Annotated in this window: 14 protein-coding genes; 9 read left to right on the plus strand and 5 right to left on the minus strand. The window is 42.8% G+C overall.

What is annotated here, in order from left to right; translation table 11 throughout:
* The first annotated feature begins 19 nt into the window (after positions 1-19).
* Both K5R16_RS16840 and K5R16_RS16845 read left to right on the plus strand, forming a co-directional pair.
* On the plus strand, positions 20-1,033 hold the full coding sequence (locus K5R16_RS16840) for an HD domain-containing phosphohydrolase (protein WP_220738812.1): 1,014 nt from the start codon (positions 20-22) through the stop codon (positions 1,031-1,033).
* Positions 1,034-1,339: 306 nt separating this feature from the next.
* The gene (locus K5R16_RS16845; protein ID WP_374758403.1) at positions 1,340-1,945 is read left to right on the plus strand and encodes a hypothetical protein; all 606 of its coding nucleotides are present in this window, start codon (positions 1,340-1,342) and stop codon (positions 1,943-1,945) included.
* A 49-nt stretch (positions 1,946-1,994) separates the two neighbouring features.
* Here the strand turns inward: K5R16_RS16845 and K5R16_RS16850 are convergent, their stop codons facing one another.
* The 3 genes from K5R16_RS16850 to K5R16_RS16860 form a co-directional block, all read right to left on the minus strand.
* Complete coding sequence (locus K5R16_RS16850; protein ID WP_220738814.1) at positions 1,995-2,489, minus strand: CIA30 family protein; 495 nt, start codon at positions 2,487-2,489, stop codon at positions 1,995-1,997.
* 236 nt (positions 2,490-2,725) lie between these two features.
* Positions 2,726-3,244: a hypothetical protein gene (locus K5R16_RS16855; RefSeq protein WP_220738816.1), complete on the minus strand. Its 519-nt coding sequence runs from the start codon at positions 3,242-3,244 to the stop codon at positions 2,726-2,728.
* Between the two features lie 11 nt (positions 3,245-3,255).
* Complete coding sequence (locus K5R16_RS16860; protein ID WP_220738818.1) at positions 3,256-5,415, minus strand: LruC domain-containing protein; 2,160 nt, start codon at positions 5,413-5,415, stop codon at positions 3,256-3,258.
* Between the two features lie 308 nt (positions 5,416-5,723).
* Here K5R16_RS16860 and bshA point away from each other — a divergent pair, with 308 nt between their 5' ends.
* Both bshA and K5R16_RS16870 read left to right on the plus strand, forming a co-directional pair.
* The gene (gene bshA / locus K5R16_RS16865) at positions 5,724-6,884 is read left to right on the plus strand and encodes an N-acetyl-alpha-D-glucosaminyl L-malate synthase BshA (RefSeq protein ID WP_220738820.1); all 1,161 of its coding nucleotides are present in this window, start codon (positions 5,724-5,726) and stop codon (positions 6,882-6,884) included.
* A 19-nt stretch (positions 6,885-6,903) separates the two neighbouring features.
* Complete coding sequence (locus K5R16_RS16870) at positions 6,904-9,135, plus strand: cation:dicarboxylate symporter family transporter (RefSeq protein WP_220738822.1); 2,232 nt, start codon at positions 6,904-6,906, stop codon at positions 9,133-9,135.
* Positions 9,136-9,222: 87 nt separating this feature from the next.
* Here the strand turns inward: K5R16_RS16870 and K5R16_RS16875 are convergent, their stop codons facing one another.
* Positions 9,223-10,230 (minus strand): lipid A deacylase LpxR family protein, encoded by a 1,008-nt coding sequence (locus K5R16_RS16875; RefSeq protein WP_220738824.1) that lies wholly within the window; start codon positions 10,228-10,230, stop codon positions 9,223-9,225.
* Positions 10,231-10,573: 343 nt separating this feature from the next.
* Positions 10,574-11,572 (minus strand): AraC family transcriptional regulator, encoded by a 999-nt coding sequence (locus tag K5R16_RS16880; protein ID WP_220738826.1) that lies wholly within the window; start codon positions 11,570-11,572, stop codon positions 10,574-10,576.
* 192 nt (positions 11,573-11,764) lie between these two features.
* On the opposite strand from K5R16_RS16880, the gene K5R16_RS16885 reads away from it, so the two are divergent.
* The 5 genes from K5R16_RS16885 to cyoA all read left to right on the plus strand — a co-directional run bounded on the left by K5R16_RS16885 (position 11,765) and on the right by cyoA (position 15,601).
* Entirely contained in the window at positions 11,765-12,268 is a 504-nt protein-coding gene (locus tag K5R16_RS16885; protein ID WP_259649914.1) for a hypothetical protein, read from the plus strand.
* Positions 12,269-12,427: 159 nt separating this feature from the next.
* Positions 12,428-13,150 (plus strand): oxygen-insensitive NADPH nitroreductase, encoded by a 723-nt coding sequence (nfsA, locus tag K5R16_RS16890; protein ID WP_220738827.1) that lies wholly within the window; start codon positions 12,428-12,430, stop codon positions 13,148-13,150.
* A 216-nt stretch (positions 13,151-13,366) separates the two neighbouring features.
* Positions 13,367-13,708 (plus strand): zinc ribbon domain-containing protein YjdM, encoded by a 342-nt coding sequence (locus tag K5R16_RS16895; protein WP_020911583.1) that lies wholly within the window; start codon positions 13,367-13,369, stop codon positions 13,706-13,708.
* A gap of 412 nt (positions 13,709-14,120) precedes the next feature.
* Positions 14,121-14,525: a hypothetical protein gene (locus tag K5R16_RS16900; RefSeq protein WP_220738829.1), complete on the plus strand. Its 405-nt coding sequence runs from the start codon at positions 14,121-14,123 to the stop codon at positions 14,523-14,525.
* A gap of 173 nt (positions 14,526-14,698) precedes the next feature.
* Positions 14,699-15,601: a ubiquinol oxidase subunit II gene (cyoA, locus tag K5R16_RS16905; RefSeq protein ID WP_220738831.1), complete on the plus strand. Its 903-nt coding sequence runs from the start codon at positions 14,699-14,701 to the stop codon at positions 15,599-15,601.
* Position 15,602: the final 1 nt, after the last annotated feature.

Genomic DNA, 15,602 nt, shown 5'->3' on the forward strand with positions numbered 1-15,602 from the left:
ACGATATAGGAAGGCTGTGATGGACCAACAAACCTTACTAGTTGTCGATGACACCCCAGCGAACATAGATGTTTTGGCTGGAATGTTAAAAGATGATTACCAAATAAAAGTGGCTAAAAATGGTGAAATTGCACTAAAGATTGCCAAACGTCTCCCTTTGGACCTTATTTTACTTGATATTATGATGCCAGGAATTGATGGTTTTGAGGTTTGTAGGCGTCTTAAAAGCGATCATACCACTCGGCATATACCGATCATTTTTGTAACCGCAAAAATCACCGCTGAAGACGAGCTTAAGGGCTTAGAACTTGGCGCGGTAGATTATATCACTAAGCCATTTAACCCACCTATTGTTCAGCAAAGGGTTAAAACCCAGTTGGCGCTGTTTAATCAGAGTCGCGAACTGGCGATTAAAGTTAAACAGAAAACGGCAGAGCTGGCCGCAACTCAGCTTAAAGTGATACAGAAGCTCGGGCGCGCAGCGGAGTACAAAGATAATGAAACAGGGATGCATGTCATACGAATGAGTCACTATGCGCATATCCTAGCGAAAGCGGCGGGCATGTGTGAAGCAGATGCGGATATGTTAATGGCTGCGAGCCCAATGCACGACATTGGTAAAATAGGCATATCAGATGCCATCTTGCGTAAGCCTGGCAAACTCACCGCTGATGAGTTCGAAGAGATGAAAAAACACGCAGAAATCGGCGCTGAAATCATTGGAGATAATGAATCCGATCTGCTTAAGATGGCAAAAATTGTTGCTATTAGTCACCATGAGAAATGGAATGGTACTGGTTATCCCTATGGACTTAAAGGTGAGGATATTCCTCGCATAGGCCGCATTGTTGCAATTGCTGATGTATTTGATGCATTGACTTGTGAGCGACCGTATAAGCGTGCTTGGTCGGTCGAGGAAGCGGTCGCGTTATTACAAAAAGAGGCGGGTGAACATTTTGACCCACAACTGGTGCCGCTGTTTCTTGAGCATATGGATGAGGTAACCGAGGTAATGCTGTCCTTAAAGGACTAAAGCACATACTGGCTGTCAGACTTAAACAATTATTTTATTAGTTGTTTTGTCAGTTCTTAGCTGCAAGCATTTTGCAGTTTAATGATTATAAGCCTTGATAACACTGAGCTTGAAGATAATGGGTATACAAGTTGTGAAAGGATTACGCGTCAGCTGTTCAACATTTGTTAAGCTTGGTAATGATAGAGTTTAATCAATAACTTGAATCTTGTGCTATAGCTTATATAGCGCAAGTTTTTAGTGGATGTCTATTTCTAAAAACGCAGCCTTGGCAGCGTTTTTTTGTTTTACCAAAAGGATAAAACTATGTTCCAACTGAATAAAGCTATGTTCCAATTTAGTCGAGTTAAGTTAGCAGCTGTTCTCGTTCCTGCAATACTTGTTGGTTGTGCAACTGGCGATACTCCAGATTCAAAGAAAATGAATGCTCGAGAAGAGACTCAAGCAGCATTGCAAGAGATCTATAAAGAACATCCTGGAGCTAAGTCAGCAGTGGCTGAGTCAGTTGGTTATGTTGTATGTACAGGTAGTAATACTTATCTTTTTGCATTATCAACCGGTGGCGGGATCTGCGTTCTGCATGAAGGCAGTAAGAAATCTTATTACCGTTTCGCTACAGGGGGGGTTGGTGCTGGGATTGGCTGGAAGCAGCTAGGGTTTGTGCAAGCATTTATGGATAGAGATGCACTAACACGTTACAAAGAGTCTGGTTACGAAGGGCAAGCGCAGGCTGAGGCAAGTGCTAAATATGACGAGAGTGGTGAGCAAGCGTCTGCCAACCAATCTGTTGATGTTTCAGGGATTAAAACTTACCAGGTCAACCTTATGGGCGCAGCTGCACAAGCAACTGTTCAAGGGTATAAGTATTGGGAAACCGACTTTACCGATGACTTTGTCGAGAAAGACGAGTAAGTTTCAGTTGCTGATGAAAGCCAGCTGTTAAGCTGGCCTTTTTGATGGATCAATCTAACAAAATAGATTTAAATGACAGCGAAAATTGTCCCGCCTGCTTATCCGCGAGTAAAAAGCCAACTTGTTTTATATCTGTGAGATTTAGCTTTGGTGCATCGATAATTTGACCTCGAAAAAGTGCGCTGAACTCTTCAGCACTGAATTGGTAAGATAACCATTTACTAGGTTCGGTATTAAATGTTCGAGAGTAAGCCGCTGCGTCCCAGTCATTGCTTGTGCGCAAACGCAACTGGTACTGTCTACCATCGCCTTTTACGCGAATATTAACGTGAGTTGCCTTTGCAGGCACTTTAGCGGTTAAACGCGCTCTCGTTGAGGCAAAACCGCCATTGTTATCAAGTGATAACTCCCCGCTAAACGTTGCGACCTGGTTGTCATACCTGACGGAGCTGCTTGATACCCCGCCCATTACAGAATCATTGATAATATTCCAACTATTCTCGGGCTCAATAGTGAAAGGTGTCGCAATGCTTACGCTACTCATTAGTAGACTCCCTAGAAGCAGTGAGATGTTGATTGATAAAGTTTGTTGTTTCCGATGTTGATAGCTGTTTGCCTTCATATTGTTCTCTAATAATCTGCTTTATTACCAATACGGCGCAAATACTGATTTGGATGACTGTTTATTTTTAGAGAGTATTTGGGGAAGGATAAGACATAAAAAATCCGCGATGCATGGAGAGTGACATCGCGGAAGAATAGACCCACACTTGTATAGTGTTAGTTCATTGTCAGTATTTGGCTTTCGCTATCGGTCAGGTAGCTCCACTCAACATATTGTGGGTTTTGTCCTTCATAAAACCAAATGACGGCGATTAACTGGCTTTCATGATTAGCAATCTTTAGCTCTTTGCTTAGTTTACCATCGCTTAAAGGGCCTCTAAATAAACAAGAATCAAAGTTGACGTTGTAACCGCCGCCTTGAGCGGTGTAGTCATCACATAGTGAGAAGTAACCTCGACTCTGGCTGCTCTTATCGACGTTAATCGTTAACAGGTAAGAAGCTTCTAAGGCGTTATCCGCATCAACCACCAAATCATCGAGAGACGTTGGCGCAGGTGTTGGGTCCGCATCGGTTGTGGTTGTGGTCGTTGTAGTAGTTGTTGTAGGTGTTACTGCCGCAGGTGCTGGGCTTGCACCATCGCCATCCCCGCCACCGCCACAAGCTGTTAGCGCTAATAATGGAAATGCGATAAGACTTAAACGAACATAGGTGATTTTTTCAAATTGAGTTTTCATGTGATTCTCCATTAATCGTTAAAGATAAGTGCATTGTCGGCATTTTCATACCAAGTTGGGTTAGTCGCGCCAGTGTCATCGGCAGCAAATTCAACAAACTCGGAGTAAGCGTTGTCTAAGCGCTCTTTCTCTTTAGGGTGCTTCCATGTCACCGGGATCTCAATTGCCCAAGCCATGCCATTCTCATTCTGAAAGTATTGGTTTTCGCTTGGATTTGAAGCATCTTCTCGGTAACCGAAATAGTTACTTGAGAACTTATCTGTTGGAGCTTGGTTCTTTAAGTGGATCTCAAGCTGACGACCAGGATTTGCTCCAACGGCGTTTTTGGCTGCTGAACCATGATCAGTATTCGGTGTTGCAAAAATAAATGGATCATAGGGGAAAGCTGGGATTATGCTTTCTGAAACAGGTACATCAAATGGAATATCTAATGACCATGTTGTTCTAAAGGCGCTTTCACAACCTGTTTCTGTTCGCAGGTATTCACAACCTTGCTCTAGCGTTACATAATCAGACAGATCTTGGGTGAAGATAAACACCGCATTAGTTTGGCCGGTTTCAAGCGGTGACTCTTGCTGGCCAATATCATCAATAGTCCAGTTGATCAGTGATTCTTTAATGGTGTTGCGGCTAACACCGGGGAGGTGCACGCCAAAACCGTTATGATAAGCTGCGCCCATCGCTGCAAGCTGAGCTTTAAAGCCAATTCGTCTTACTTTGTTGTCTTTTACATATTCAATAATTCGCAGTTGCACCACCACGTCGTTCATGTCAAAGTCGCCCAAATCTGGGTATAGATCCTCATAGGCAAGCGTGGTGTAGGTTGAAGAAGAGGGGTAGTAGTTTATCGTGACGCCTGTTTCCGTTAAGGTCACTGCATAGTCTTCAACTTCGCCATCGCCAACGCCACCTGTCGCGGCGATATCTTGTTGGGTACTTAAGCGAAAACGTGCCCAAGTTGGCCCTTCTTTGGCCCAACTTGGGACATCAATGCTAATGGTGTTTAAACCATTATCTAGCGGTTCACCTAGAATAATTTGTTCTTCTAATTCAAAGGTGCCGTTTTGATCCCAATCAAACCAAGCGTTTAGGTAACCGTCTCCGCCTTTAGCGGTAACCAGTAAAATGGCGCTCTCACCTAGTTCAAAACCAGTTGGCATCACCACGCCATCATCATCATCTGAGTTATCACTAGCATCGTCTGACAGCGGTGCTGCGTAACCGTCGGATTCATTATCAACTAATGCTCCCAAGTACAAGTTATCGCTTATTGAGTGGCGAGCACCGTTTGAGTCAAGCACAGTGCCGTATGAATCGGGAGCATCACCAAAGTCGACTGAGTCACCGACAGTCACCTCAGCTAGAGCACATCTTGCACCGTCATTACTAGAGGATGAAGGGCCATAAGCAAACAACACAGCGGTTGGCGACGCCTCATCGACATTGACCTTGTAAATATTACCGTTACTGTTATTACTGACGTATAAATTACCATCGGGGTCAAAAAATTGTGCGCCAAAAATGAAGTTACTGCCGCTTGAAGTAATCACAGTACCTAAGTTTTCTGCTGCCCCCGTTGTAGCGTCTATACGCAGTAGTTTACCGCTAGACCCATTGCTTATTGAGTATATGTGGCCGTCTGTTGGGTGAAAGGCAAGATCGGTAATATTGTAAGTGGCATTGTCTTTACTACCGGGAATGATGGTCATGTTGTAGCTTGCGGGGTTATCGAGAGGGATTTTGAATAAGCCTTTCCCTTTACGGTAGCCGTACCAGACATTTTCAGCTATCGCCACATCGCCAACATAGAAAGAACCTGCTGCAGCTGCGGCTGCATCTTTCGTGACATTGAGCGCTGCAATTTGATAATCACTGCCCGCTTTACCAAGTGTCGTATTTGCGTAGTCCCAACCATAAATATAATTATCGTGATAGTTAAAACCAACGCCATTAAATGCGTCACCAGTGCCCATATCATCTGAAAGTACTGAGTAGCTACCAGTGGCAAGGTTTACCCCATATGTTTTTGGTGTATTAGATTGTTTTTGAATGACAAACGCTTCAGTAGGACAAGCAGTAAACGGCTCAGAGGCATTAACATTTGCTGATATAAGAAGGCTAAGAAGTAAAGGGGAGCCGCAGCTCAATGAAATAGTCTTGGATATTTTCATAATGCATCTCTCACTGTCATGTTATCAAAGTAAACTAGATAAAGCACAAGACGTGCCATTATGATAAATCGTTATTTTTCAGTTATTTATTGTATTTTATTATGATGTGGTAGCGAGTTATTCGCATTTTGCAAACAAAATAAGTAATAGAAATCGCCGTCATAAGTGATGCAACTAGGAGTGATTTAGCAGTGAATAAATAGCAGTGAGTGTATGTTTCTTATACTTATTTGCTTAACTGTATAACGGTGCTAAGTTTTATCTAGCGATAACATCTTATTAACTATTATTTGGGTGGTAGCAAATTTATGTCTAAACTGCGCATCGGGATAGTGTGTCACCCCAGTATTGGTGGCTCAGGACTAGTAGCAACCGAACTAGGCCTTGGTTTAGCCAAACTGGGTCATGAAGTTCACTTTATTTCCAGTGTTAGACCTTTTAAATTGATTGAAGATTTTCAGCAGCTTTTTTTTCATTCTGTAGAAGCAATTAATTATCCGCTTTTCTCAGACCCTTTATATACTTTTGCGCTAACGGCTAAAATTGTTGAAGTCGCAGAGCAATACCAACTCGATGTGGTGCACGCGCATTACTCTATTCCTCACTCTTTATGTGCATACCTAGCGGGAGAGATAAGCCAACATAAATTTGCTACGGTAACAACGATTCATGGCACTGATGTTACTGTAGTTGGACAAGATAAGCCGCTGTATCCACTTAATAAATTTAGTATTCACAAAAGCAATAAGGTCACAACAGTCTCAAGCTTCCAACGTCACTATATTTACAGCCACTTTGATAATGATAAATCGATAGATGTCATCCATAACTTCATTGATCTGGATGTGTTTTCACCAACATTTGCCGACATTAATACTCGCAGACAAATGGCGAAAGACGGTGAGAAAGTGGTGATGCATGTTTCAAACTTTAGAGCGCTTAAAAATACCGATACGGTTATCCAAGCTTTTCACCTATTACTTCGTAAAGTGAATGCACGCTTGGTGTTGCTCGGTAGTGGACCATATATAGATAAAATTAAAACTCAGTGTGACCAGCTCGGCATATTACAGCATGTCACCTTTATGGGGGATGTGATGCATGTGGAGTCATACCTGCCGAATGCGGATTGTGTTATTCAGCCAAGTTATCGTGAATCATTTAGCATGGTGCTACTTGAGGCTATGGCCTGCGCTGTTCCCACTGTAAGCAGCAATGTTGATGGGATCCCTGAAGTGGTTGAGCATGGAGTGAGCGGTTATATGTTTGATCCAGAAGATGCACTCGCGATGGCAAAAGCAATGGAAACTATTTTGCTAGACGATAACAAGCAGCAACAAATGGGACTCGCGGGGAGAGAGCGGGCTAGAGCACTCTTTAGCCCCGAGCAGAAAATTGCCCAGTATGTTGAGTGTTATCACCATGCCATTGCCGATAATGGTTATTTAGAGGCTGTTGTAAATAGCTGAAAAAAGGACGATTTGTATTATGGTTGATAAAACAGCAGTAGCCGATGTAAATAATGACAGTGAGCTTGCAAAAGAGAGTATAGAAAAACCAAAGAAAAAGATGAGTATGTCTACGCTTGTCCTGCTGTCATTTGCTGCAGGTATTGCGGCAGGGCTGTTTTTCGGCGAGATGCTAGCTTGGATGTCGGTGATAGGTGATGCCTTTATTAAGCTACTGCAGATGACCATTATCCCCTACATTATCGTGTCGCTTATCTCTAGCTTAGGCAGCTTGACCTTGGTACAAGCTAAATCACTTGGGGTAAAAGTGGGTAAATTGATGCTGGTGATTTGGATGTTTGGCTTGCTAACCATGTTCCTTATCAAGTACAGCTTTCCAGATTGGCAGGCTGGGGAGTTTTTTAGCTTAACGGCGCTGCAAGATCCAAACTCGATTAATCTACTCGATGTGTATATCCCATCAAATCCGTTCTTTTCTCTGTCTAATAGTTACATTCCTGCGATTGTGCTTTTCTGTGTCGCTACCGGCATCGCGCTTATCTCTATAGATGACAAAGAGTCGTTAATGCGGCCAATGCAACTGCTAGGCGAGTCATTCAACAAGGTGACGCAAAGCATTGTAAAGTTAATGCCAATAGGTATTTTTGCCATGACAGCCGCCACGGCTGGTACTATGGATTTTGAAGAGTTTCAAAAGCTACAAGTTTACTTTGTTGCCCATGTGGTCATGACTCTGATATTGACCTATTGGGTGTTGCCGGCAATCTTGGCAACAATTACACCATTTTCATATCGTGACATTACTGGTATCGCAAAAGATGCGATGATCACCGCATTCGCCGCCGGTAATATTTTCATTGTGATTCCGCTGCTTATTCAGCGTACCAAAGAGCTATTTCATAAATACGATATTGGTAATCAACAAACAGATGACTATGCCAATATCATTATTCCAGTGGTGTTTAGTTTTCCTAATCTCGGCAAATTGCTAACCATTGTCTTTGTGCTATTTGCTGCTTGGTTCTCTGGCAAAGAGATTGATTTTTTAACTTACCTGCCAATGTCGATAAACGGTTTAATTAGCTTGTTTGGCAGTGTGTATTTAACCATTCCTATGTTGTTAGACTCGTTAGAGTTGTCATCGGATCTATTCCAGCTCTATATGGTGTCGAGCCTATTTACTAGCCGATTCACCTCCTTACTCGCTGCGATGAATATCTTTATTCTCGCCGTTGGTGGTACCGCCATGCTGGTGGGCATTGCTAAGGTTAGTATGGCGCGATTAATTATGTATAGCGCACTAACCCCCGTTGTTATAGGAGTGAGTCTATTAGGTTCTAGTTGGTTATTAAGCAGTATTGTTAACACCGAATATAATATGGATGAAGTGGTCGCACAAATGAGCGCCGCAGAAAAAGTACCTGATCAGGTAACCTCTTTTCGATGGGACGAATTAGCCAAAGCGACAGGCCCAAGAAGCGTGGCTGAAATTAGAGAGAGTGGCGTATTAAGAGTGGGCTATAACCCGATTCAAGTACCGTTCTCATTTTATAATGCCCAAGATGAGCTGGTGGGTTTCGACGTTGAATTGATGAAAAAGTTAGCGGCGGAGATGGAGGTTAAAATAGCATTTGTGCCTTATACATTTGCCAATGTGCTGGGCGCGATAAACCAAGGCCAGTTTGATATCGCTATATCTGGACTACAGATGACCACTAAACGCATCGAGCATGTGGGTTTCACTACACCAGTACTCGATCTGCATTACTCGTTTGTGGTCAAAGACCATCGCGCTGATGAGTTCAAGACCGATAAACTGCTGCGTGAGGCTGGCCCGCTTCGTATTGCCTCTGTTGGTTCTTATTCAATCATTCCTCATCTACAAAAGAAATTTGCTAACTTTACGTTTGACACTATCCAGTCTGACCGCTTGTTCTTCGAAGATGACGGTAAAACATGGGACGGGTTGATGATAAGCCTTGAAGCGGGTAAGACTTGGACTATTTTGTACCCAGAGTACACCACGTTATATAACCGAGAAGAGATTAAGTCTTTTCCTGCATCTTATGCTGTTGCGCGTGACAATGCGTCATTACAAACATTCCTTAACAGTTGGTTAGCGATTCAAAAGTCATCGGGTTACGTCGATAAGCTCTATGGATACTGGATTTTAGGTGAAAATGCCAAACCGAAAAAGCCGCGTTGGTCAGTGATTAAGGATGTGTTGCACTGGGTTAAAGAGGAAAGTTAACACCGCTAAGCACAGCAATATTGGGCGACAGTAAGTAACCAAGAGCCAGCTAATAACTGCCTCTTGGATACTTACTGTCGTTATGCATTACATTATCCAGCTGTAACTCAATACACCATAAGCATGCCAATCTTGTGGATCTGATTCATATTCTTTACTGTAAAAATCAAAGCGCCAGCTTAGCGACCAATTCGGAAAAGCCCACACGACTCCCGCACTTGCTTGAGCTTGCTGATTTTTCAGCTGAACATAAGAGTCGTAGGGGAGATCACCCTCAAGCGTTAAATCGTTAAAGCGATAACCCGCTTGAGCCCGAGTAAATACCGTTAAACTGCCACTGTCTTTCGCTGACATACTGTATTGACCGTAATGCCCTTGATGGCTACTGAGCTGGCCAAATGATTGTGCTAGGTCATCGCCCCAACGCAAGGTCATGCCTAGATTGGTTTCAGAGCGGAAATTACCCAGTTGCGAATAACTGTGACCACTAAGCTCCCAATCACTATTTTCAAAGGCTGTCTGTCGAGCGAATAGATAGTCTGCTTCATAAGCAAATTGCAAAGTGAACTGGTTCTCAACCTGATATTTCCAGCCCAGAGGCTCAGTAGAGGAGGTTATTTTGTGCACCAATTCCTGTGTTGCTTGAGCACCAGAAGCGGGCCCCATTATCCCTATACTCAACCAGTTCTTTTGCGCGATTTGGCTGCTGTAGGCTGCGGTATAGCTTTCAAGTTCTAGTAAGCCTGCGTATGGCCGCTCATTAGGTTGGGCATAATCATAACCAATTTCTGTGGGCGTCCACATGCGCTGATAAATTTTGGCGCCCCATTGTTTACGACCTTCTTGTTGGGAGAACAGTAACTTAGATTGCCAGTTAATCGGTAAGATAGCGTGTGAGAAGTCGTGCTCGTCTGCGGTTTGCCAGCCAATAACAATGCCATTGGAAAAGTCACCGTCATCACCGATCACCACGTCATTATCTAACCCCAGATTCCACTGGTCCGCATGAGCAGGAACTGATAGTAAAATCGATATTAGTGCGGTGGCGACAGCTGGTTTTAGCTTCGCTGGATCTCTAGAGGGGAAGAAGGTCACAATAGACTCCTCAATTTAGTTCAATGCATGATTTCAGGCGAGAAGATACACAAAACTAACACTGCCAGAATATAGATAAACTATAGGCATGTATATACCCGTTCTACTTGAATATGCTCGTTTCAGAGGCATTGTGCCAGTTCAATTCTAGGCGTATTAGCGTAGAAATGGTTATACCAATCAGTATAAAGATTTGATCGCTCAGCGAGAGTTTAGCGGCTTTGAAGTAAGGCTATGAATGAAGAGCATAGTTATTCTACGTTCAAGTTCATTAACGCAGCATCAGAGTCGCTAAAACTCCCATCGAATCCTGCATCTTCAGGTAGCACGGGGATAGCTGGGCCTAGCTAATCTGTTGACGATAGGCTCGCGGCGATAGACCTGTTATGCGTTTGAATGCCCGAGAAAAGTGTGGCAGATCGGAATAGCCTAAGGACGAGGCGATGCGGCTGATAGGAATATTTGCATCAGACAACATCTCACAAGCTTGGTTGAATAGAATATTCTCAACGATGTTTGAGTAGCTGGCATTCTCCTTTTTTAAACGCCGTTGTATAGTGCGAATCGGCATCCCTAAGATCTCTGCTGCTGCCTCTATTGGTAACCTCCCTAAGCCTAAATAGGGTTTAAGTGCTTGCTTTAATGAGTCAGCAAATAACGCTGGTTTTAAAGGGGAGTGAGCGGAGGTTTCATGCCAATTCAGCGTCAATTTTACCGGGGAAGCTAACTCTTCTGTAGACAGAGATAACCCAATCACTCGGCGATTGAGATAAAACTCAGCGTCTTCAAGCAGCAGCGATGCTTTAATTTCTTCGGCATTACTGCCAGTGAGCATTATTGCGGTAGGGGACCATTGTCTATTTGTTAATGCCCGCACCAGTTCAACCATAAAAGTGACAATAAAGTGTGCTCTAAAGTCTTGTAGTTGTTCACTATAGAAACGATGTTCTCGAATAAACCAATGGCGGCCAGCAAGATGTCGAAGTTTTACTGCCGAATGCAACGACTCTTGGTTAAATAGCTGCGCAAACTCAATCAAAGCCTCTTCGAGGGTCTTAGCATGTTGCATTTTACCTATATAGCTTGGGATCAAAACTTGTCGGCATACTTGCCATATTAGCTGGCTGTATCTGTCTGGCCCTGCTTTTTCGCCAATAATGTTTAGCAGTTTGATTAAGGGGAGCTGAGGTATGTAATCGTGGCCTGGTGCTAGGATGTTTTCTGGCAATTGAGCTTTAGCAATCGATGGGTAAATATCGCTGTCTATCTGCTTAAGAATATCCACAAAAGCTAGGGCGTACTGGGTTTTGATCAAAGGAACGATAGGCGTAGTTTTGTCCATAGTCTCTCTTACCAAAATGAGTTGTTGTTTTTGCTTTGCTTATTATTATCCTAAGCCGCGTGCTTAGGCAATGAACTAAGAAAAATGGCCCTGTAAACTGTTAACTAACATCAATGCCTTGAAATCCCCTGAGTTACTGTTAGGTTAGAGAAGTGATAAAATTTTCAACAAGTTATTGAAAGGGGAAAGTCAATGAGCCAAGAGTCTGCAGCAGCCACTGCTAAACCCACATTAGCAGCACCGATTAAAGAGTATGGATTCAATACCCCGCAACGTTTCTTTGTTGGCTATACGCTAGCAGTCCTGGTCGACCTTACCGTATTGAATCTATTTAATGAGTTCTGGCAATACATTACGGTTGAGTCTTTTTCTATTTCGCTACTGGTGGCTATTTTACTGCAACTGCTGCTTAAACTGACAATCGCCGCAGAACATGCCATCGCTGACTACTTTAAAGACAAACCGGGCAAAGCGCCCAAGTTCTACCGTGCATTTTGTACTTGGCTTATTTTATTTGGCTCTAAGTTTGTGATGTTAGAGGCAATAAATTTAGTATTTGGCGACAGTATTACTTTTACCGGACCTGTTGATGGCATCGTGGCCTTTTTTGCGCTGGTATTTGGGATTTTAATCGCTGAGTTTATCGTTTCGAAAATCTACTTCTCGTTAGAAGATAAGCCCAAAGACCCTGCTTAAACTGCTATGCAGCCTTTAGTTCATTATTAGAAGCTTAGTATTAAAGGCTGCAACATAGAATCATTTATCTAAAAACACTTGCTCGTTTGCCGCTAGCCATTGCACTAAACTTTATTGAAAAGTAGTCTGGTGCGACACAACAGCTAGAATTTAGCAGATATGACTCCAACAATAGCCACAATAATGAACCACCGTTCAGTAAGGCATTTTACTGATCAAATAATAGATGCCGCTAACCTTGAGCAGATCTTGAACTGCGCGTTAGCTGCATCAACCTCAAGCTTTATTCAATGTAGCAGTATCATTCGAGTATCAAGTCCTGATAGTCGAGAAAAGCTGGCGCAATATGCTGGTGGCCAGCCTTATGTAGCCTCTGCTGCAGAGTTTTTGGTCTTTTGTGCCGACTTTAACCGTCACCAACAGATCCACCCCGATGCGCAACTTGGTTTTACAGAGCAAACTTTGATTTGTGCGGTAGATACCGCACTCATGGGGCAAAACGCTTTACTTGCTGCCGAGTCATTAGGTCTAGGCGGTGTATTCATTGGCGGCATTCGCAATAACCCGCAGCAGGTGAGTGAGCTATTAGACCTGCCTAAACATGTACTGCCGTTATTCGGTTTATGTATTGGTTACCCAGCCAAAGAGCCTGAACAAAAACCACGTTTGCCGCTCAATATCGTGCTGCACCAAGACAAGTACCAAGCGTTAGATCTCGCGGCTGTTGCAGCCTATGACCAACATATTCTTGAGTATTATGCTGCTCGCAGTAGCAATACCAAGCAAGTGACTTGGTCACAGCAAATCACCGCAACGTTGAGTAAAGAGTCTCGACCTTTTATGAAAGAGTTTCTAAACCGACAAGGCTTTAGCGATAAGTGATTGCTAACGCTATGGGCTAGCATCAAATTTGATACCTTGCGCAAGTTAGCTTGCTGCTCAGTTGAGGCAAGTTCACAGGACAAGGTTTTCAATCTAGATGATATTCGAAATATTGATTATAATGTGCCTTTGAAATGCGAGTTATATTGATAGCAGCCTTAGTTAACAGCACTATCAAGCATGATTCACCAAATTATTGACTAAAGAGAATATGCCATGAGCGCTTTACCACCATGCCCAAAATGTGAATCTATCTATGCTTACGAAGATGGCTCACAGCTGATTTGCCCTGAATGTGCTCATGAATGGAATCCAAACGAAGTTATCGTTGATCCAGATGCAATTATCCTAAAAGACGCCGTAGGTAACCTGTTGGCTGAAGAAGACAAAGTCACTTTGATTAAAGATCTTAAAGTGAAAGGTTCTTCTCTAGTACTTAAAGTTGGTACTAAAGCCGTTATCAAGCGTTTCGTTGACGCTGACCACGACATCGATTGTAAAGTCGATGGCCACGGCCAGATGATGCTTAAGTCGAAGTTTGTTAGAAAACAAAACTAATTAACTTTTAGCTAGCTCAACATCTAAAACATCTGCCTCGTGCAGATGTTTTTTTATGCGCTTTAAAAAGTACTGATGCACACTGCGGTTTGAACTGCTCTATTTGTGTTTGCAACATTGTTAACTGACCTTAATCAATGCCTGAGGCGTTCATCACTTATCAAAAGCCTTTAGGTGTGATTTAGTTAGCTTTTTGCACATATTTTGTGAAGCTGAAGGTTTCCATCTTGTTAAATTAGTAATTTTTTCGGGTGTTTAGTGTTTAAATTAAGCTTTATTTAATATAAAGGTCGTTTTTAAGGCTGAGTTGCTTTGATCCAACACAACCTTCTTGTTATTCTCCAGCGAAAGACTGAATTGGAATACTTTCCAGTCAAAATAAAAATGATAATTTAGCCAGCAGGAAACCTTTTTGAAACTAGCCCCTTACCTACTAACACTGACCAAGCTGCCTTTATCGGCAGAGGCTTGTAATGCGGGTAAAGCTAATCTCTCAATGATATTAACTGGGTTACTGTTGCTGTTATTCTCAGATGGTTTATCAATATCTTCAGCTGGATACATAGACCTTAGTGAGTTCATAGCGCTTAACGACGGTTTTTTCTTTGATTGTCTAGCGGCCAGCTCATTCAGTTTATTGTTAAGTAATCCCATTGTTATAGAACAGCTTTGGCGATTGATTCGTTATATTGTCAAACTCATCAACAAGTTAAGTTTGACTGTTTTATTCCCCGACTTTTTAATTCCACAACTTCAAGCTCGAGTGCAAGCTGCACACGGCTGCCGCGCTCCGCCTCTATCTACTCGTAATTTCTGATAAAAATAAGCTTTTTAATAGTTAAGTCATAGGCTTGAAATTAAAACTTCTCCTATTGAAAGGGTTCGTCGAGCATGACGATTCCTATATTTAATTGTTATTACAGCCAATGCTGTAGGACTTGCTGTCAATGCCTGCAGAGCGATACACCCTAAGGTTAGAGGAATCTTCCTTTGCTAATCCGAAATATAAGTAAAGCTGCAATGGTGATATTTACAATATTGCTGAGCGGCTGTGAAGGCGGCGTATTAGATCCGAAAGGGCAGGTAGGCATCGATGAAAAACATCTCATTGTTGTTGCTACTTTGCTGATGCTCGTCGTTGTTCTCCCTGTCATATTCATGACGTTATTTTTTGCATGGAAATATCGTGATGGACGGGACCATGAAATTTACGCGCCGAAGTGGGCGCATTCTAAAATGATTGAGATTGTTGTTTGGCTAGTGCCAATCGTGATTGTGATTATTTTAGGCGTCATTACTTGGGGCTCAACTCATGATCTTGACCCCTACAAGCCTTTAAAGCACCAAGCTACGCCGATAACAGTTGAAGTTGTTTCTCTTAATTGGAAATGGTTGTTTATCTATCCTGAGTTGGGGATAGCCTCTGTCAACGAACTTGCCTTTCCTGCAAATGTTCCTGTGAACTTTAAGATCACTTCTGACACCGCTATGAACTCATTCTTTATTCCACAACTGGGTAGCCAGATCTATTCCATGGCAGGCATGGCGACACAGTTGCATCTTATTGCCAATGAAGCTGGGATTTTTGAGGGGATCTCTGCCAACTATAGCGGCGCAGGCTTTTCTGGAATGAAATTTAACGCCATTGCCACCGCGACTCCTGAAGGGTTTGATGCGTGGGTTGCCAAAGTTAAGCAGCATAACCAGCAGTTAAATCCTGATAGCTATCAAATACTCGCTAAACCGAGCGAGAACAATGCTGTTCAGTATTACAGCTCCGTAAGCGAGGGCATGTTTAACCATATCGTTATGCAGTATATGCATATGGGTAATGCTATGGAGATGTCACCACATTCTGGACATTCATCCTCTAAACATGGGGAGACGGAGTAAC

The organism is Shewanella sp. c952, assembly GCF_019654975.1.
GTDB lineage: Bacteria > Pseudomonadota > Gammaproteobacteria > Enterobacterales > Shewanellaceae > Shewanella.